Below are 17,140 nucleotides of genomic sequence, written 5' to 3' on the forward strand. Positions count from 1 at the left end.
TGTGACTAGAATTTGAAAGTAATTAATTTTCAAAAAAATGTAGTGGGTGAGTGTATGAAAACCTTTAGTAAAGCAAAGCGATTAGATTTATTACCTGAACAATTTTTTGCTTCCCTCGCTAAAACAGTGAATGCTGTGGTCAAAGAGGGACATGATGTCATTAATTTGGGCCAGGGAAATCCGGATCAACCTACTCCTTCACATATTGTGGAAAAACTGACAGAAGCAGCAGCTTCCCCGTCCAATCATAAGTATCCTCCATTTCGCGGTTTATCGTCCTTTAAAGAGGCGATTGCTACTTTCTACCTGCGTGATTATGGTGTGCAATTAGATCCGGAAACAGAGGTAGCTGTGCTGTTCGGAGGAAAGGCCGGGTTAGTTGAAATCCCTCAATGTTTATTGAATCCTGGTGATGGGGTAATGGTGCCCGATCCCGGTTATCCCGATTATTTATCAGGGGTAGCATTGGCAGAAGCACAAATGATAAAAATGCCTCTACGAGAGGAGAATGGATTTCTTCCCGATTATAGTGAACACTCCCGTAATGAGCTGGATAATGCGAAGCTAATGTTTCTGAACTACCCTAACAATCCTACTGGAGCGATCGCCACAAAATCATTCTTTGAAGAAACAGTCACTCTTGCCAATCAGCATGATATTTGTGTTGTACATGATTTTGCCTATGGAGCTATAGGGTTTGATGGAAATAAGCCCATAAGCTTCTTGGAAACAGATGGAGCAAAGGATGTGGGGATTGAGATTTATACATTATCGAAAACGTATAATATGGCTGGCTGGAGAGTGGGGTTTGCAGTAGGGAATAAAAGTGTCATTGAAGCGATTAACCTCCTTCAAGATCACTTATATGTGAGTCTGTTCGGAGCCATTCAGGAAGCGGCTACCACAGCGCTTTTAAGTTCCCAGGAATGTGTACATGCACTGGTTTCAACATACGAAGAAAGAAGAAAACTATTAATCTCCGGACTTCAGGAAATAGGGTGGGATGTAAAAGCTCCACAAGGCTCCTTCTTCGCCTGGCTAAAAGTACCTGAGGGCTTCACATCTGTAGAGTTCTCTACTTATTTACTTGAAAAAATCAAAGTTGCTGTAGCCCCGGGTGTAGGCTTTGGAGAATTCGGAGAAGGGTATGTACGTGTAGGGCTCTTAACCTCAAACGAGCGGATAAGAGAAGCGGTTTCGCGTATAGAAAATTTAGAATTATTCCATAAAAGGGATTGACAGAAGTTATTATTGGTGCAATAATCCAACTGAAATAATGAATAATGAAATTCTTATCAAGAGCAGGCGGAGGGACCAGCCCTATGAAGCCCGGCAACCGACTTATTCAAGCACGGTGCTAATTCTTGCAGCAATAAAGCTGACAGATAAGAAAGAGTGACTTTATCAAACCTCTTCTTATTTGGAAGAGGTTTTTTGCTTGCCCAGGCTTATGAAATCAACTTGCGGCTAAGAATAGCAATTTCAAAAGGAGGCAGGACAACAATGAGTGAAGTGATAGCCACATATGAAATAAAGGGAAATAGTGGATCATTTGACAAAAAGGCAGAGGGGATCGCCCTGGGTTTGACGGTCGGTTCATGGACGGACTTACCGCTCCTGGAACAGGACCAATTGCGCAAATACAAGGGGAGAGTCGTTTCCGTGAAAGAGTGGGAAGGCAAAGATGGCCCCAGAGGCAAGGTGGAAATTGGCTATCCCGGTCATAATTATTCAAATGATATTCCAGCCATCCTTGCTACGGTATTCGGCAAGCTGTCCCTTGATGGTGAAGTGAAATTAGTAGATATAGAGTTTTCCAGTGACTTGAAAAAAGCCTATCCTGGTCCACGGTTTGGAATAGAAGGAATCAGGGAGCTAGCAGGTGTACAAGAAAGACCCCTGTTAATGAGCATCTTTAAAGGCGTGATCGGCAGAGATCTTAACTACCTTGAAACTCAATTAAAGGCCCAGGCACTTGGAGGAGTTGATGTAGTAAAAGACGATGAGATTCTCTTTGATAATCCACTGACACCTTTCACTGAGAGGATCAATATAGGGAAAAGAGTGTTACAGGAGCTGTTTGAAGAGACAGGTAAGAAAACGTTGTATGCAGTAAACCTTACAGGAAGGACTTCAGAATTACGTGATAAAGCAAGAAAAGCACGTGAACTTGGAGCCCATGCCCTTTTATTCAATGTATTTTCTTACGGCCTGGATGTTCTTCAAGAGTTGAGGGAGGACCATGAGATCGGATTGCCGATTATGGCACATCCTGCATTCGCAGGTGCTGTTGCTTCATCTCCTGCATATGGTGTGAGCTATTCTTTATGGTTAGGGAAATTCCTACGAATGGCCGGAGCTGATTTCTCTTTATTTCCATCTCCATACGGAAGTGTCGCATTAGAGAAGAGCAAAGCTATATCCGTAAGCCATGAGCTAACGAAGGATGACGATCATTTAAGAAGAGCATTGCCCGTACCGTCAGCAGGCATTCATCCTGCGCTTGTGCCCCTTTTAGTGAAGGATTTTGGTTTAGATTGTGTCATTAATGCAGGTGGTGGCATCCATGGTCATCCAGATGGTGCAATTGGAGGAGGAAAGGCATTCGTCCAAGCAATTGAAGCAGTTTTAAGGGGTGAGTCTCTCTCAGATGCAGCAGATACCCATGATGAACTTCGTAAAGCACTATCCCAATGGGGAGAGGAGGTAAAGGTATAATGACGCGTCCGATCATTTTCTGTGATTTTGATGGAACGGTTACAGAAACCGATAATATCATCTCATTGATGAAAAACTTTGCTCCTCCAGAATGGGAACCTATTAAAGACGACATCTTAAATCAGTCATTGTCCATTAAAGAAGGAGTGAGCAAGCTGTTCTCACTTATTCCTTCATCACTGAAAGAGGTAATGGTTCAGTATCTATTAGACACAGCAGTCATACGTAAAGGGTTTAAGGAATTTGTAGATTATACAAAGGAACATGAGATTCCTTTGTATATCGTTAGCGGTGGAATGGACTTTTTTGTTCGTCCCTTACTAAAAGATTATGGGCCTTTTAATGGGATTTATTGTAATGAAGCAAGCTTTAACGACTCAACCATAGCGATTCATTGGCCACATCCATGCGATGATCACTGTGAAAGTAAAGGTTGTGGATGCTGCAAGCCTTCCATCTTGAGGAGGTTGTCTTTAACAGAAGATACTGAGGTCGTTGTGATAGGGGATTCTGTCACAGATATTGAAATGGCAAAGCTTGGAGATACTGTGATCGCCAGAGACTATTTGGCACATACATGCGAAGAAAAAAGAATCCCCTATCATCCGTTTGAATCCTTTCACGATTGCATGGACGTCATTGAAAAAGGAGTGAAAATATGAATTCCTATCAATCTCAATGGGAAGAGCTCGCTGATATCAAAAGGGAACTGGCAGAGAGGGATTGGTTTATGGGAACGAGCGGGAACCTTGCGATACGAGTGAGTTCTTTACCAGTTACTTTCCTGGTTACGTCAAGTGGAAAGGATAAAAGGAAGCAAACCGATGAAGATTTCTTGCTTGTAAATGCTCGTGGTGAGGCTACCCAGGATACTCCTGCACGACCATCGGCCGAAACATTGCTGCACAGTAATGTTTTCACAGAAAGCTCAGCAGGATGCAGCTTACACGTCCATACTGTGGCAAATAATGTAATCAGTGAACTGTATGGAGATGAAGGTATCGTCACATTTAGAAACCAAGAATTAATTAAAGCGTGGGATAAATGGGAGGAAGATGATTCTTTATCCATTCCAATTATTCGTAATCATGCACATATCCCGACGCTTGCCGGGGAGTTTAAGTCGTTTATTAAAGCAGACAAAGGGGCGGTGCTCATTCGCAACCACGGAATAACGGTATGGGGGAGAACCGGTTTTGAAGCTAAGAAACTATTGGAAGCTTGTGAGTTTTTATTTCAATATCAACTCACTCTTTTATCTTTAACGAATACGAGGCCAATTACTAAAGGGGGAGTCAGATTATGACGACAATTAAAATCCAAGGGAAAAACCAAGTCATTGATAATCAGGAAGAAGTAGTGAAGTATTTAAGCGAACAAGGAGTCATATATGAGCATTGGAATATCGAAAAGCTGGTCGAAGGTCTAAGGAACCAATACGCTTTAACCGAAGATGATAAAGCGGAAATCCTGTCTACTTTTAAAGAGGAGATTGAAGACATTTCAGAGCGAAGAGGATATCAGGCTTGGGATGTGATCTCCCTGTCCGAACGCACACCAAATCTTGAAGAGCTTTTAAAGAATTTCCAACAGGAGCATCATCACACAGATGATGAAGTCCGTTTTATTGTAAACGGCCATGGTGTATTTGTCATTCAAGGGAGTGATGGTGATTTCTTTGAAGTGCATCTAAACCCGGGTGACTTAATTTCAGTCCCTGAAAACATCCGCCATTATTTCACATTAAGTGAAGACAAGCAAGTAGTTGCCGTCCGCATATTCGTCACACAGGAGGGCTGGGTACCAATCTATTAATATATTTTTCAGGATAGACAAAGAGTAGAATCGATTGTCTATCCTTTTGTTTTTATTAGGGGAGATATTTGGCGGAAAATGTCTAATTTAGAAACATTACTAGCTATTTTGTCTTGTTTTGCGAATCTATTTACTTTTCTAATAATACTTGCGATAATGCTCAAGTAACGATTTAACTTAATAAAGGCTAGGAGCTAAAAAGGAGTTTATTAGAAATGGGTCGTCTACTAAAACAGAAGTGGTTATTAATGAGAATTAATCAAAAACGTTCAGAAATGATTGGGTTGGGAGAGAGTTTAGGATTATGTGCAGCGGAGACAGTCAAATGCAGTCAGCAATTAGATCAGCTTTTGAACGACTATGAAAAGTGCACAAATAAGATCGTATCATTAACCCTCCAAGAAACATCAAACGAATTTGGGCAATACATTAAGAACTTATTAAAACGAACTGCTTCTTGAGACTATTCATCAAGATCTTCCCTCATCATTAAAGATTTACCAGAGAAAACAAATCTCCGACAATGTCCACACGAATACCAAAACAATCAACTTAATTTGTCGTTATTTGATAAACGAAGGACGGTGCGCAATATGCAAACCGTCCTTCGTTTATTAAATACTGAGGAGTCTATCATGTTTGACAATAACAGCTTTTATTTGTATAATATTTTGAAACTGAGATATTTAATTTTTAAAGGAATGAATGCCATGAACGAACCTCAGGATACGAAACAATCATTAAAGCTATTCATTGTCTTGTCAAGAGCTTTCAAAGCCTTAAATGAAGAGATAAATAAAAACATTCAGGAGAACGGTTTAAACCCTACTGAATTTGCCGTCCTGGAGCTTCTTTATCATAAGGGAGATCAGCCTTTGCAACAAATTGGCGGAAAGATTCTATTAGCTTCCGGCAGCATAACGTACGTGGTGGATAAGCTTGAACAAAAGGGCTACCTAAAGCGCAATGCTTGTCCTAAGGACCGTCGGGTCACATATGCTCAAATAACAGAAAGCGGCAGAAAGTTAATTGATGAGATATTCCCCAATCACGAAAATCGTATTCATGAACTGATGTCAGCTCTTTCTCAAGATGAGAAGAAAGAAACGATAGAAATGCTGAAGAAATTAGGATTATCGATTAAAGACTTGTCGTATTGAGTCTCCCTTTGCCCCGTCTTTCACGAGACGGGGCTTTTATTTTGTCTTAAAGCACGTCTCTTCCATATCGTTTCCATTATTTCTAATTCTTGAAATTCGATATTATAATAAACAGGAGATTTTCTATCGTAAGTCGAATAACTATAATCGGGATTATATTATGAGGAGGCAATAGTATGAAGTTTAATCAGTTTACATATGAAAGGCCCAGTTTAGAAGAGATTAAACCTGTTTTCCAACAATTACTTGAAAAATTCAAGTCTGCGTCCAATGTTCAAAATCAGGTGGAGGCCATGAAGGAACTAAATGATATACGCTTGAACATCGATACCATGCAAAATATTTGCTATATCCGGCATTCAATCGATACCAATGATGAGTTTTACAAAAAAGAGCAGGATCATATCGATGAAATGATGCCTGAGGTTCACGGGATGGTGACGGAATATTACAAGGAACTCGTAAATTCTCCTTATCGTAAAGAATTAGAAGAAAAGTGGGGAAAGCAGCTATTCGCTCTCGCAGAAAGCGAAATGAAGACTTTTTCTCCTGACATCGTGACTCTATTACAGAAGGAAAATAAGTTATCTTCCCAATATACAAAGCTGATGGCGTCTGCAAAGATTCCATTTGAAGGGGAAGAAAGAACTTTGGCTCAGATGGGCCCATTCACACAATCTATCAATCGGGAAAAAAGAAGAGAGGCTGCTCAAGCGACCGTTGCCTTCTTTGAAGAGAATCAAGAAGAATTGGATCGTCTATTTGATGAGTTAGTCAAGGTGCGTCACACGATTGCTACTACTTTAGGGTATAAGGACTTTGTTGAACTAGGTTATTATCGCATGGCGAGAACAGATTATACGCCTGATATGGTAAAGGTTTTCCGCGATCAAGTGAAGAAACATATCGTTCCTCTGGCTACTGAACTTAAAGAAAGACAAGAGAAGCGCATTGGGATAGATTCGATGAAATTTTATGACGAAGGCTTTAAGTTCATTTCCGGAAACGCGGTTCCTAAGGGAGGTCCTCAGTGGATCATTGATAACGGCAAAAAGATGTACGAAGAACTGTCTCAGGAAACAAAGGATTTCTTTGATTTCATGATTGAACATGATCTCATGGATCTGGAAGCGAAGAAAGGAAAAGCTGGAGGCGGTTACTGTACGTATATTGCAAACCATGAGTCTCCATACATTTTCTCGAACTTCAATGGGACCTCAGGGGATATCGATGTTTTGACCCATGAAGCAGGTCATGCGTTCCAGGTATACTCCAGCAGAGGGTTCGATATCCCTGAATATATTTGGCCAACGTATGAAGCGTGTGAAATTCATTCAATGAGCATGGAGTTCTTCACGTGGCCATGGATGAATTATTTCTTCGAGGAGGATACAGACAAATATCAATTTTCACATTTAAGTGAAGCACTTCAATTTCTTCCTTACGGTGTGGCTGTTGATGAGTTCCAGCATTTTGTGTATGAGAACCCTGAAGCTTCCCCTTCTGAACGGAATGCCGCATGGAGAAAAATTGAAAAGGAATACCTTCCCCATAAGGACTACGACCATATTTCGTATTTAGAAAATGGGGGATTCTGGCAGCGTCAATCCCATATTTATAATTCTCCATTCTATTATATCGATTACACATTGGCTCAAATTTGTGCATTCCAATTCTGGAAGAAAATGAATCTTAATCGTGAAGAAGCATGGAATGACTATGTTGCCCTTTGTAAACTCGGGGGAAGCCTTTCATTCACAGGGCTTGTAAAAGCAGCCAAACTCGACTCTCCATTCCAAGAGGGGACTGTTGAGAAAGTCATTGAACCGATAAGACAATGGTTAAATGGAATTGATGATCAATCATTATAAAGTAAAAGGGCAGCCGCATTTTTTATGGCTGCCTCTATTGTTTGGGTTCTGCTACAATTCCGGAAGAATTATGTTCTTTTGCTTCTGATTTTCCGTGCTTGTACATAAGGTGAAGTAGAAGGTTGTCAGAGGTGATGGGATGAAAAAAATAGCTGGGTCGTTTCAAATAGCTGCCGTTTATGTTGGTACCGTTATCGGAGCCGGATTTGCAACAGGAAGGGAAATTGTAGAGTTTTTCACCCGGTTTGGCTTTGTTGGGTTTATTGCGATTTTATTAAGCGGGTACTTATTTATTACAATGGGAACGAAGATTATGCTGAAGTCCCATGATATTAAAGCAAAGTCCTTTGAAGAATTTAATGAATATCTATTTGGAAAATGGTTTTCTAAGTTTATGAATATCGTCATGATGATTATGCTGATCGGGGTTTCAGCGGTAATGCTTTCAGGAGCGGGGGCTGTATTTCAAGAGCAGCTTTTGCTACCAAAGCAATTAGGGATACTGCTGACGATCGTACTTGGTTTCATTACGATGATGGTTGGAATCAAAGGGCTTTTTGCAGTCAATACGTTCGTTGTTCCTCTTATGATTGTCTTTAATCTTTTCTTGATGGTTTATTCTGTAAGAAACGCTGCTTTTTTAGACGCATTTCTTTTGATACCTCATGCCGAGGATGGATGGAAATCCGTAGTAGCACCTTTTTCATACGTGGCCTTTAATCTGGCCATGGCTCAAGCTGTACTCGTTCCCGTTGCCGGCGAAGTGAAAGACCGGGAGACCATTAAGTATGGAGGATATCTGGGCGGTTTTTTCCTTACAATGATCCTTATTTCCAGTCATATTACCTTAGTCATGATCCCGGATGTGACACAATACCAAATTCCAATGGCTGTGGTGATGAAATCCTTTGTAGCCGGCTTTTATATTATTTATATCATCATCATTTATGGTGAAATTTTCACTTCCGTGATCGGGGGAGTATTTGGTCTGGAGAAACAATTAACGAATTATTGGAAGGGCTCTTCGTTAATGACCTTTACGGGTATCTTTCTGATGATCTATTCGTTAAGCTTTTTTGAATACAGTGAACTTTTGTCCTATTTATACCCGCTCTTTGGGTATATGAGCTTATTATTCATCATCCTTCTTTGGATGAAACCCAATAAATAATCATCAAGGTGAGAGTAAAATGCGGGTCTGCTGCTCATGTTAATAGAGACAAATGAAAAAAGGAGTGGCGACCATGACGCAATCAAAACACGAAAAAGAAAGACAGTGGAATGTAAGAAAACAGGAACAGCATCCTCATGGCAAAGTATCATCCTTCAAGGAGCTTTCAGAAGGAAAAAAAGGAAAAGAATAAGAAAAAACGGATGCTTCGGGCATCCGTTTTTGTTTGGCTCCAATTACTCTTCTTTCTGATGATGGTAAGAGTCGCTTGTCTTATATTGTTCGGGGAAATATTTATTCCTCACTTCATCCTTATCCCAATTCGGTTGTCCGGAAGATGCAGCCAGTTCATCAAGATGTCTCATGATGTACTGCATGTCGAGGTTTTGGAGGCTGTCATAGTCGATTCCTTCCAGAATATAGTCTTTAAACGTCCAGACCATGCGCTTCGTTTCTTCGCTATTGTTTTCCCCTATCATTCTCAGTGAACGCAGAATTTCTGCAATTATGGATATATCTTGCTTCCCATAATGCCTTAACTGGTAAAAGCTTCGGTATAAATAATCTACAAAGGTCGGCTGTTCCAATATGATTCGCACATTGTTTTCTTCATCTGATAAATATGAGCTTGGAAGCTTGTGTTTAGCAAGCTTCGATAGAATTATCCCGATTTCTTCTATGCAGTTTTTTGCCGTATTCGGGTCATTAATGGCGGGGGAAATGGCTCTCAAGGCTATTTCAACCAGCTTTCTTATCCCGAGTTCAATGTCTTCCATGGGCTCTTTATCAGGCCCAAGTACGAGGAATTCCAAGTAATCTTCTACATTTATTTCTTTATTCGTCGTCCATGCTGTCATGACAGGGGTTCCTTCAAGTAAGTATTCACCAGGTGTTTTCACCATGCGGATAACTGCATCATCCTTAGCAGCTTTTTTGATCATTCCTTCAATATTAAGCTGTTGTAAGTACCCCGATTGCTCACTATATACCATAATGGGCTCCGTATCGTCAAAGAGCGTCTCATTAAAATTTGAAGGCTGTTCATTAATGGCATTCTTTCTATATAAATAACTATTATCGATTTTTTGATTCGTTTTGATTGTTATATTATGTATTAAATTACTTACCTTCACCCAATTGGAAACATGATGAACAAAGTAGACGAAAACAAATAAACAAATAATCGCCACTATGCCGGCAAAGGCCGAAGAAATATATAATTTTTGTCCGGACTCGTCCTGAAGGAGGACCAACAAAGTGATACAGTACACCACACCTGACACAAAAATGGCTAGAACCCGTTGTGTAGGACGGTCATTAATGAAGTTCTGCAGGGTCCTTGGTGAATATTGGGATAAAAAGGTGGTTAACACGACCATAATCGTTGAAAAGGTAATCGTGGTCATGGTCATGATCGAAGACGCTATCGTACTGATGATGGTCATGGATAAATCAAAATTGGAAAACAGTACCTTAGGGAACAAAGGATAATCATGCTGACTCAACCACCAATCAAAATAGAAGGTGATGAGAGCAAGTACTAATGAGATGACTGAAAATAAAAATGGTACAAACCAAAAACTTTTCCTGGCTTTGTTAAAAATGTGAATATTTAAATTCATGACGGGGGTCCACCTTGAACTACAGTATGCTATAAGAGTATCCTTAAAGGCATTTCCGTAAACCTTTCTCTTGTTTAAGAGCTCAATTTAATAGGAACTTTTCGTAAACATTGTTGCTATTTACACTGAGTAAGTACGGCCGGTGAGCATCCTTGTAGCTTATTTGGGATATCTCCCACTCATACTGCGCTAAATACAAAAAAGGTAAATTTACCTTTTGAATGAGTGTAGTGTAAAAACATGGACCGTTCCTTTCCGCTCCAGGCACTTCCTTTCCTCTATCTCCCGCAGGAGTCAAGTGCCTTCCGCTACAATCCACTCTGTGCTACTACATTCTACATGCCTATCAGTATAGATAGAAAAAAACAAAAAAGCTTCTATTGTTTGTACATGTTGGGGGCATCAAGCCCCAAGGCATATGGAACAAAATATTTATCGCCATGATTACCTATATTTGTAGAAAATCTTTTTTGCTCCTACGGTAAATAACCTCTTGTAAAAAGAGGGGCGGTCCTTTTTCTAAAGATTGTTTTTGTCACTTTTAAGCTCTGTCACGAAATTTTCTTATAGATGGTGAGGGGAACTGCGTAGACTCCGGCGGATTTTGGAGAGGCCCCGTTCGGCTAAGCTGAGTTATCATGAACGAAACTAGCTACTTACTCGTAACAACGTAGGTTAATTTGGGTAAACTGTTTTTGAAGAAAACAAATACCAAATCAGAGCTACATTACGGAAGGAGCTAGCTACTATGAAGGATACAATAAAATACGTTGGTTTAGACGTATCAAAAGAAAAAATTGCGGTTGCTATCGCAGAAGAGGGACGGGAAGCACCTAGATACTGGGGATCGATTGATCATACACCAGAAGCTGTGAACAAATTGATGAGTAAGCTTGGAGAGTGAGAATTCCCCTCACCATCCGGCACATACTGTTTGACAGAGCCGAAGCAGACCTTTTGTTTAAAAACAATAATCTTTTCGAAGGGTGCCATTTAAAAAGGTGGAGTTTCGTTCTCCACCTTTTAGAAAGTCGTACTATGCTTCAATTATTTTATAGTTTTTATGATTAACAACTGTTTTTTCTTCAAGTTCAAGGTCTCGATAATTTTTCATATACGTTAGATCAACGATAACCGAGTTTTCATTTACTTTCTCTACAATACCTTTTAAACCTTCTCTAAATTCAATCACATTTCCAATTTCTGCTTTTTTCATCAGAGGTCGCTCCTTTTTGCCAAAATTCTAAAAACAATTACTAATATTTTGACGTAAACTCAAGAAAAGGTAAAGAGTTTTCTAAAAATTTCATCAAAAAAATTATTCTTGAGGTTTACATCCTTTTAAAACTACAATAGAGACATTCAGGATGGAGGTTTGGATATGAGTGAAACAGAAATTCTTGAACAATTACAATTATTGCGTACAAGAGAAGTGGTAGAAATAAGTGTGATGAAAGAAGACTTTCTTACCTTTAGATCTGTACTCGTTAAACAAGAGGATTTTAAACAGTTTCGTGGAGTGGCTCAGCATGGCGGTAATATTATTTATCACTATTTAGATACACCAAGAAGTTAGAAGAAGCGGGGGATGAGATCCTCCGTTTTTTTCTTATTCATATCCAATATATGTAGCACTATGGTTATTTAGAATGTATTGCCAAGCTGCAAAGAAAGGACGGTGGTAACCATTACCATTACCTGATGAAATCCTGCTTCTTCGTTGTAATCTTAGTGGGGAGCGCTAATTAGGAGGTAGAAATATGATTAAGAAAAGCTTACTAATAGGAATTGCAACATCTACAAGCGATTGGATTACCGATAGAGAAACCATGTTAAATATTGGAAAACACCGCTTCGCTAAATAATTTTTACGCAAGATTTCACTCAATATCAAAATAGCTTGCGGATACTTTTTTCTTTTCTCTACGTGGAATTAATAGTAAAATAGAGTAAAGAAAAAGAGGTGATGTTGATGAATGGGACCATTGTGGCTCGAATTGAAACGGTAAGATGGAAGATGATACAGTCAGGCGTTCGTTTTGGGCTTAGCAGTCCAGCCACCATTCAACTTAGTAAAGAGCTGGATGCCTTAATCAGTATTCATCAGCGTAATGATATTAATAAAACTACAAAAAATAAGATAGTACAATAAATAAAAGGATTAACCTTGGAATGCCCCGGCATCTCCAAAGGTTGATCCTTTTCTATATGTCTGGGATAGGGTTGAGAGCCACGGGGAAAGGGTATGCTTTTTAGGGAGAATGTACAGAAAAAAAGCAAATGAAAATGTTTGAAGGTAAAGGGAGATGACAAGGTTGAAAGATAAAATTGTCTGCATAACAGGTGGAGCGAATGGGATCGGTAAAACGCTGGTTGAAGTTTTTGCGAAGCAAGGCGCAGTTGTTGAATTTATGGACATGAATGGAGGGAAAGGGGAGGAATTGTCCCTGCAGCTCAATTCAGAAGGTTATTCAACACGGTTTCATGAAGTGAATGTAGGAGTCTATCAACAGGTGAAAGATGTCTTTTCAAAGATAAAAGAAGATCATGGCATGGTGGACGTACTTATTAACAATGCTGGTGTTTCGAAGTTCATGTCCTTTTGGGAGATGGATCCCGAGGACTGGGACAGCATTCTATCGTCAAACTTAAGTAGTGTCTTCTATTGCAGTAGAGAGGGGGCCGTTTTAATGAAGAACCGAGGGGGGTGCATTATTAATATGGCATCTACCAGAGCATCAATGTCAGAACCGGATACGGAAGCCTACTCTGCAACAAAAGGAGGCATTTTGAGTTTGACTCATTCAATGGCCATCACACTGTGTGATGTGGGAATCCGTGTGAATTCAATTAGTCCTGGCTGGATTCAAACCGAAGATTATGATTCATTACGATACAGGGACCATGAACAGCATCCTTCGGGCAGAGTGGGGAAACCAGAAGACATAGCAAGGGCATGCTTATTTCTTGCTCATCCTGATAATGATTTCATTACAGGAGAAAACTTAGTGGTGGATGGTGGAATGACAAGGAAGATGATCTATAAGCATTAATGCATTAAGGGAAATAGGAAAATTATTTGTATAGATTTGAATGAACATAGAAGAACTGCCGGTTACGAATCCAAGACAGGGATGGTGACCGGCTCTTTACTGTCCAAAAATAAAAAGGGATATTTTAACAACTAACTATGGTATGATGAGGAAGGAACTATTTTTAGAATATTGGATAAATATTTGCTATTGTTATTAATTAATAGATATATAAAGATCCATAAAGGAGGAGCAAAGTTGTCAACTATACGAGACATAAAAAAAGAAATGAGCAAAGTTCTGATTGGAAGGGAGAAAGAAATCGATCTTCTATTGGTTGCCTTACTTCAGGAAGGGCACGTCCTGCTTGAGAGTGTACCTGGGACCGGTAAAACATTATTGGCTAAGACGTTTTCACACTGTATTGAAGGGAATTTTAAGCGGATACAATTCACACCGGATGTATTGCCGAGTGATGTAACTGGCATTCAGTTTTTCAATCCAAAAACTCAAGAATTCGAATTAAGAACCGGACCAGTTGTCACTAATGTGTTATTAGCAGATGAAATTAATAGGGCTACTCCAAGAACGCAGGCAAGTTTACTTGAAGTGATGGAAGAGAAACAGATCACCATCGATGGAGAAACGGTATTATTACAGCCTCCTTTCATAGTTGTAGCTACGCAAAACCCGATTGAATCACAGCAGGGGACATTCCCTCTACCTGCAGCTCAGCTGGATCGTTTTCTGTTGAAGATTCCATTTACATATCCAAGTTTCGAAGAGGAACGCAGTATCCTTAATCGATTTAAATCTGCACAGCCTTTAAATACAGTAGAAAAGGTGATGAGCCTGGCTGAAATTCAATCTCTTACAAGTCTCGTTAAAGAGGTACACATATCTGAGGATATTGAATCTTATATTCTGCAAATCACAAGGGCGACAAGGGATCATGAATGGGTTGAAGTAGGGGCGAGTCCACGTGCAAGTTTAGCTCTATTAAAAGCATCCCAGGCTCAGGCATTCATAGCTGGGAGGGACTTCGTCAGACCCCAGGATGTCGTTGCGGTAGCACCATTTGTTCTTCAGCATAGAGTTCAATTAACCATTGAGGCATCCCTTACTAAAACACCTGAAGAATTAATTGACAGAATCATAGAGATGGTCATGCTGCCTGTTGAAGCGAGGCAGGCGCAGTGAACTGGAAGCGCGAAGTAGTTGAAGACCCTAATATATCCATGAGTATAGTGCTCCTTGTCATTGTCGGGGCAGTAAGCTTCTACGTGCAATCGTATATTGGCTTGGGGATTTTCCTGTTGATCATCCTATATTTTCGCGTTCATCAATGGTATCTGCTTAAAGTTGGAGAGGGAGTCATGATTGAAAGATCTCAACGAAGATTAAGGCTTCATTTTGATGAGGAAGATAATTGGGTATTTAAATTTGAAAACAAAGGGCTTCCCATTTGGGGAGCAACGTTGAAGATGACCTTTAAAGATATTGTTGAGCCTACAATGCATCCATATTCATTGGGCATTGCAAACGAGATCGAGGTATCCATCCCATTCTCCATTCGAAAAAATGAAGTGGGGCAAATTTTGTTGCCGGTCAAAGGAAAGAGAAGAGGATTATGCCGAATAACCAATATGCACCTTGAGATTCCTCATCTTTTCGGAAGTGGTAAGGTTATCCTGAATCTACTCGATTCAGTTCCAACCACCATTATGGTGTTCCCCACTTCATCCCCTGTCAGGATGGCGGAACATCAGCTTACTTTAAGGCAGGGGGATGTTTCTACTCCCCATTCTTTGTTCCATGATGTGTTCCATCCCGTAGGAACAAGGGGGTACTTACAGGGCGATCGATTTCAGGACGTTCATTGGAAGGCTTCTGCACGAACAGGAGAGCTGCAAACGAAAATCTTCGCTCCATCTACTCAAAATGAGTGGATGATTGCCATCAATATCTCTGATCGTTTTGCCATTACTAGCAAGTTGGAGAGCATCATCAAGCATACAGCTTACCTTATGCAACTTGCCGTGGAACAAAACATCTCCTTCTCCCTGGTCTTAAATGTGAGAACACCGGGAGTTACGCCTTATTATTATCTGCCACCAGGGACAGGACGGAAGCACCGGCAGAGAGGGCTGGAGCTTTTAGCTACATTATCAACCGATGAATTCACCATGCCCTTCCACATCGTCCTCCAGCATTTGTATCTACGCAGACTGGTACCTTCCGTTTTTATTGTTGCCGGTTCGCTTGGGTCAAGGGAAGAGGAGTTATTGCAAAATATCGGCAAAGGCCATCCACATATCTTTAAGCTGAGCTTAGAAGAAGAAGAAGGAGTCGTCACATTATGGAATCGTTCGTTGAAAATTCCTTCCTAACGAAACATAAACAAATGCTTTTTATCAAAATGGGTCTGTATGCAGGCATTGATCTTCTGTTTGTCCTTTTGACCATTACGTTTCTATTTACAGGTGACGTCGTGTTGAATCAATACGTGCCGGCTTTTGCGATGATGTTGGTGTTGGTAATGACTTACATGGCCATATCCATCAAAATGCAGAGCTTTAATCATCTTCTGTTATATGCAGTATTTGCCTTGGGGATTGGAACTGGAATCTTATTTTTCTCGGCATCCTGGTGGGTTTTTCTTCCCGCTACGATCTATCTGCACTGGAAGATCAGCTCTTATCTACAGATCAAGGACCCATCAATTGAAATCAGCAGTGGTAACGTATTGATTTTTCTTTTTATCTCTGCTGTTTCTTTATTCTCGGGATCCCTCAGACAGTTGGAAAACACCTATCTGCTATACAGTCTGCTATTTCTATTTTTCGCGTTCGTTGGGACCTTAACCTCGATTCAAAGGATGTTGGCCAGTGAAAGTAAAGGAGTAAATAAGAGTATATATAAACCTTTTGCCCTCCTTATCACTGTGTTTTTAATCGGGGGGATACTAGCAGCTTTTAGTTCAGTGGTCAGCCAGGGAGTCTTTTGGCTGCTTGAAAAGGTGTTTTGGCTATTCTCCTTTTTGGTTAACCCGATCTTTAGTATTTTGACAAAATTAAGGGATTCGATCATGAAGTTTTTTGAAAATAATCCGGAAAAAGGAGACGGAAATGAGAATGAACAACAGGTTTATGATGAATCACAACTGTCTTCCCTGGGGGATGGACTTTCTTTTTCATGGTTGGATGAGGCATTGCTGGGACTATTAGTTTGCTTTGCTATCATTTATTTGGTCAAGAAAAGAAAAACGTCCTTACATTTATCTACGAGTGGGGGAACAACACCTGTCATGACGACCCGGGTAGCAGGAGCGGGTGATACTCCAAATCAAAGAGAGCAGGTCGAATATTCTATAGCAAGGGACGCCATCAGGAAATCGATGAAAATGTTAGAAGAAGAAGCTTACAAGAATGAAGTGGGCAGACTTCCGAATGAAAACGTCCAAGCTTGGTTCACTAGAATTGAGTTGGAGGAAAGTGCCCGATTTCTCACTATATACGAACGTGTGAGATATGGACGTGGAGTTCCGGAACAGGATGAAGTGGATTTTTTCACAAAACGAGTCCGGGAACACATCGAATCCTTAAATACCTTACATGAATGAAGCTGGTGCAGGAAGTTCTCCTTCCGAGCTTCAGCTTCTTTATTTCATGCGACTTTTGGATATGATAAATGTGAATATATGAGAGGCGAAGATAGTGTTGTTTCACTTAGAGAAAGTAATATATATAAA

General features: G+C 40.2%; 19 protein-coding genes and 1 riboswitch. Of the genes, 17 read left to right on the forward strand and 2 right to left on the reverse strand.

From position 1 onward, the window contains the following. Window positions 1–54: 54 nt before the first annotated feature. The 10 genes from F0342_RS07295 (at window position 55) to F0342_RS25145 (ending at window position 8,928) form a co-directional block, all read left to right on the forward strand. Window positions 55–1,239, forward strand: a complete 1,185-nt coding sequence (locus tag F0342_RS07295) for a pyridoxal phosphate-dependent aminotransferase (RefSeq protein WP_149155314.1) — start codon at window positions 55–57, stop codon at window positions 1,237–1,239. A 50-nt stretch (window positions 1,240–1,289) separates the two neighbouring features. Continuing rightward, window positions 1,290–1,392, forward strand: a riboswitch (SAM riboswitch). A gap of 111 nt (window positions 1,393–1,503) precedes the next feature. After that, the gene (locus tag F0342_RS07300) at window positions 1,504–2,718 is read left to right on the forward strand and encodes a 2,3-diketo-5-methylthiopentyl-1-phosphate enolase (protein WP_149155315.1); all 1,215 of its coding nucleotides are present in this window, start codon (window positions 1,504–1,506) and stop codon (window positions 2,716–2,718) included. Continuing rightward, window positions 2,718–3,380: a 2-hydroxy-3-keto-5-methylthiopentenyl-1-phosphate phosphatase gene (locus F0342_RS07305; protein ID WP_149155316.1), complete on the forward strand. Its 663-nt coding sequence runs from the start codon at window positions 2,718–2,720 to the stop codon at window positions 3,378–3,380. The genes F0342_RS07300 and F0342_RS07305 overlap by 1 nt, the downstream gene beginning before the upstream one ends. Further along, window positions 3,377–4,024, forward strand: coding sequence for a methylthioribulose 1-phosphate dehydratase (locus F0342_RS07310; RefSeq protein WP_149155317.1), 648 nt, complete (start codon window positions 3,377–3,379; stop codon window positions 4,022–4,024). The genes F0342_RS07305 and F0342_RS07310 overlap by 4 nt, the downstream gene beginning before the upstream one ends. Continuing rightward, a complete protein-coding gene (locus F0342_RS07315) occupies window positions 4,021–4,533 on the forward strand; it encodes a 1,2-dihydroxy-3-keto-5-methylthiopentene dioxygenase (RefSeq protein WP_149155318.1) in 513 nt (170 codons plus the stop codon). The genes F0342_RS07310 and F0342_RS07315 overlap by 4 nt, the downstream gene beginning before the upstream one ends. 215 nt (window positions 4,534–4,748) lie before the next feature. After that, the gene (locus F0342_RS07320) at window positions 4,749–4,994 is read left to right on the forward strand and encodes an aspartyl-phosphate phosphatase Spo0E family protein (protein WP_262481666.1); all 246 of its coding nucleotides are present in this window, start codon (window positions 4,749–4,751) and stop codon (window positions 4,992–4,994) included. A 240-nt stretch (window positions 4,995–5,234) separates the two neighbouring features. Then, window positions 5,235–5,693: a MarR family winged helix-turn-helix transcriptional regulator gene (locus tag F0342_RS07325; protein ID WP_395940668.1), complete on the forward strand. Its 459-nt coding sequence runs from the start codon at window positions 5,235–5,237 to the stop codon at window positions 5,691–5,693. Between the two features lie 176 nt (window positions 5,694–5,869). Next, the gene (locus tag F0342_RS07330; RefSeq protein ID WP_149155319.1) at window positions 5,870–7,564 is read left to right on the forward strand and encodes a M3 family oligoendopeptidase; all 1,695 of its coding nucleotides are present in this window, start codon (window positions 5,870–5,872) and stop codon (window positions 7,562–7,564) included. Between the two features lie 139 nt (window positions 7,565–7,703). After that, window positions 7,704–8,735 (forward strand): YkvI family membrane protein, encoded by a 1,032-nt coding sequence (locus tag F0342_RS07335; RefSeq protein WP_149155320.1) that lies wholly within the window; start codon window positions 7,704–7,706, stop codon window positions 8,733–8,735. 73 nt (window positions 8,736–8,808) lie between these two features. After that, window positions 8,809–8,928 (forward strand): DUF6254 family protein, encoded by a 120-nt coding sequence (locus F0342_RS25145; RefSeq protein WP_220154054.1) that lies wholly within the window; start codon window positions 8,809–8,811, stop codon window positions 8,926–8,928. A gap of 43 nt (window positions 8,929–8,971) precedes the next feature. On the opposite strand, the gene F0342_RS07340 is transcribed toward F0342_RS25145, so the two are convergent. Continuing rightward, complete coding sequence (locus F0342_RS07340) at window positions 8,972–10,357, reverse strand: DUF2254 domain-containing protein (RefSeq protein ID WP_149155321.1); 1,386 nt, start codon at window positions 10,355–10,357, stop codon at window positions 8,972–8,974. A 748-nt stretch (window positions 10,358–11,105) separates the two neighbouring features. Here F0342_RS07340 and F0342_RS07345 point away from each other — a divergent pair. Beyond that, a complete protein-coding gene (locus tag F0342_RS07345) occupies window positions 11,106–11,261 on the forward strand; it encodes an IS110 family transposase (protein ID WP_149155322.1) in 156 nt (51 codons plus the stop codon). 132 nt (window positions 11,262–11,393) lie between these two features. Here the strand turns inward: F0342_RS07345 and F0342_RS07350 are convergent, their stop codons facing one another. Continuing rightward, window positions 11,394–11,573, reverse strand: a complete 180-nt coding sequence (locus F0342_RS07350; protein WP_148968546.1) for a YkvS family protein — start codon at window positions 11,571–11,573, stop codon at window positions 11,394–11,396. Between the two features lie 165 nt (window positions 11,574–11,738). On the opposite strand from F0342_RS07350, the gene F0342_RS07355 reads away from it, so the two are divergent. The 6 genes from F0342_RS07355 to F0342_RS07380 all read left to right on the forward strand — a co-directional run bounded on the left by F0342_RS07355 (window position 11,739) and on the right by F0342_RS07380 (window position 17,011). Beyond that, entirely contained in the window at window positions 11,739–11,933 is a 195-nt protein-coding gene (locus F0342_RS07355; protein ID WP_149155323.1) for a hypothetical protein, read from the forward strand. A gap of 396 nt (window positions 11,934–12,329) precedes the next feature. Further along, window positions 12,330–12,509, forward strand: coding sequence for an aspartyl-phosphate phosphatase Spo0E family protein (locus F0342_RS07360; RefSeq protein WP_149155324.1), 180 nt, complete (start codon window positions 12,330–12,332; stop codon window positions 12,507–12,509). Window positions 12,510–12,663: 154 nt separating this feature from the next. After that, complete coding sequence (locus tag F0342_RS07365; RefSeq protein WP_149155325.1) at window positions 12,664–13,410, forward strand: SDR family NAD(P)-dependent oxidoreductase; 747 nt, start codon at window positions 12,664–12,666, stop codon at window positions 13,408–13,410. A 267-nt stretch (window positions 13,411–13,677) separates the two neighbouring features. Further along, on the forward strand, window positions 13,678–14,589 hold the full coding sequence (locus tag F0342_RS07370) for an AAA family ATPase (protein ID WP_395940669.1): 912 nt from the start codon (window positions 13,678–13,680) through the stop codon (window positions 14,587–14,589). Continuing rightward, window positions 14,586–15,779 (forward strand): DUF58 domain-containing protein, encoded by a 1,194-nt coding sequence (locus tag F0342_RS07375; RefSeq protein ID WP_149155327.1) that lies wholly within the window; start codon window positions 14,586–14,588, stop codon window positions 15,777–15,779. The genes F0342_RS07370 and F0342_RS07375 overlap by 4 nt, the downstream gene beginning before the upstream one ends. Beyond that, window positions 15,749–17,011, forward strand: a complete 1,263-nt coding sequence (locus F0342_RS07380; protein ID WP_149155328.1) for a hypothetical protein — start codon at window positions 15,749–15,751, stop codon at window positions 17,009–17,011. Before F0342_RS07375 ends, F0342_RS07380 begins: the two co-directional genes overlap by 31 nt. Window positions 17,012–17,140: the final 129 nt, after the last annotated feature.

It is taken from the genome of Bacillus sp. CH30_1T, from assembly GCF_008364765.1.
Lineage (GTDB): Bacteria > Bacillota > Bacilli > Bacillales > Bacillaceae_B > Rossellomorea.

Coding starts and splice junctions, on each gene's coding strand:
- F0342_RS07295 (WP_149155314.1), top strand. CDS start 55: ATGAAAACCTTTAGTAAAGCAAAGCGATTAGATTTATTACCTGAACAA.
- F0342_RS07300 (WP_149155315.1), top strand. CDS start 1,504: ATGAGTGAAGTGATAGCCACATATGAAATAAAGGGAAATAGTGGATCA.
- F0342_RS07305 (WP_149155316.1), top strand. CDS start 2,718: ATGACGCGTCCGATCATTTTCTGTGATTTTGATGGAACGGTTACAGAA.
- F0342_RS07310 (WP_149155317.1), top strand. CDS start 3,377: ATGAATTCCTATCAATCTCAATGGGAAGAGCTCGCTGATATCAAAAGG.
- F0342_RS07315 (WP_149155318.1), top strand. CDS start 4,021: ATGACGACAATTAAAATCCAAGGGAAAAACCAAGTCATTGATAATCAG.
- F0342_RS07320 (WP_262481666.1), top strand. CDS start 4,749: ATGGGTCGTCTACTAAAACAGAAGTGGTTATTAATGAGAATTAATCAA.
- F0342_RS07325 (WP_395940668.1), top strand. CDS start 5,235: ATGAATGCCATGAACGAACCTCAGGATACGAAACAATCATTAAAGCTA.
- F0342_RS07330 (WP_149155319.1), top strand. CDS start 5,870: ATGAAGTTTAATCAGTTTACATATGAAAGGCCCAGTTTAGAAGAGATT.
- F0342_RS07335 (WP_149155320.1), top strand. CDS start 7,704: ATGAAAAAAATAGCTGGGTCGTTTCAAATAGCTGCCGTTTATGTTGGT.
- F0342_RS25145 (WP_220154054.1), top strand. CDS start 8,809: ATGACGCAATCAAAACACGAAAAAGAAAGACAGTGGAATGTAAGAAAA.
- F0342_RS07340 (WP_149155321.1), bottom strand. CDS start 10,357: ATGAATTTAAATATTCACATTTTTAACAAAGCCAGGAAAAGTTTTTGG.
- F0342_RS07345 (WP_149155322.1), top strand. CDS start 11,106: ATGAAGGATACAATAAAATACGTTGGTTTAGACGTATCAAAAGAAAAA.
- F0342_RS07350 (WP_148968546.1), bottom strand. CDS start 11,573: ATGAAAAAAGCAGAAATTGGAAATGTGATTGAATTTAGAGAAGGTTTA.
- F0342_RS07355 (WP_149155323.1), top strand. CDS start 11,739: ATGAGTGAAACAGAAATTCTTGAACAATTACAATTATTGCGTACAAGA.
- F0342_RS07360 (WP_149155324.1), top strand. CDS start 12,330: ATGAATGGGACCATTGTGGCTCGAATTGAAACGGTAAGATGGAAGATG.
- F0342_RS07365 (WP_149155325.1), top strand. CDS start 12,664: ATGACAAGGTTGAAAGATAAAATTGTCTGCATAACAGGTGGAGCGAAT.
- F0342_RS07370 (WP_395940669.1), top strand. CDS start 13,678: ATGAGCAAAGTTCTGATTGGAAGGGAGAAAGAAATCGATCTTCTATTG.
- F0342_RS07380 (WP_149155328.1), top strand. CDS start 15,749: ATGGAATCGTTCGTTGAAAATTCCTTCCTAACGAAACATAAACAAATG.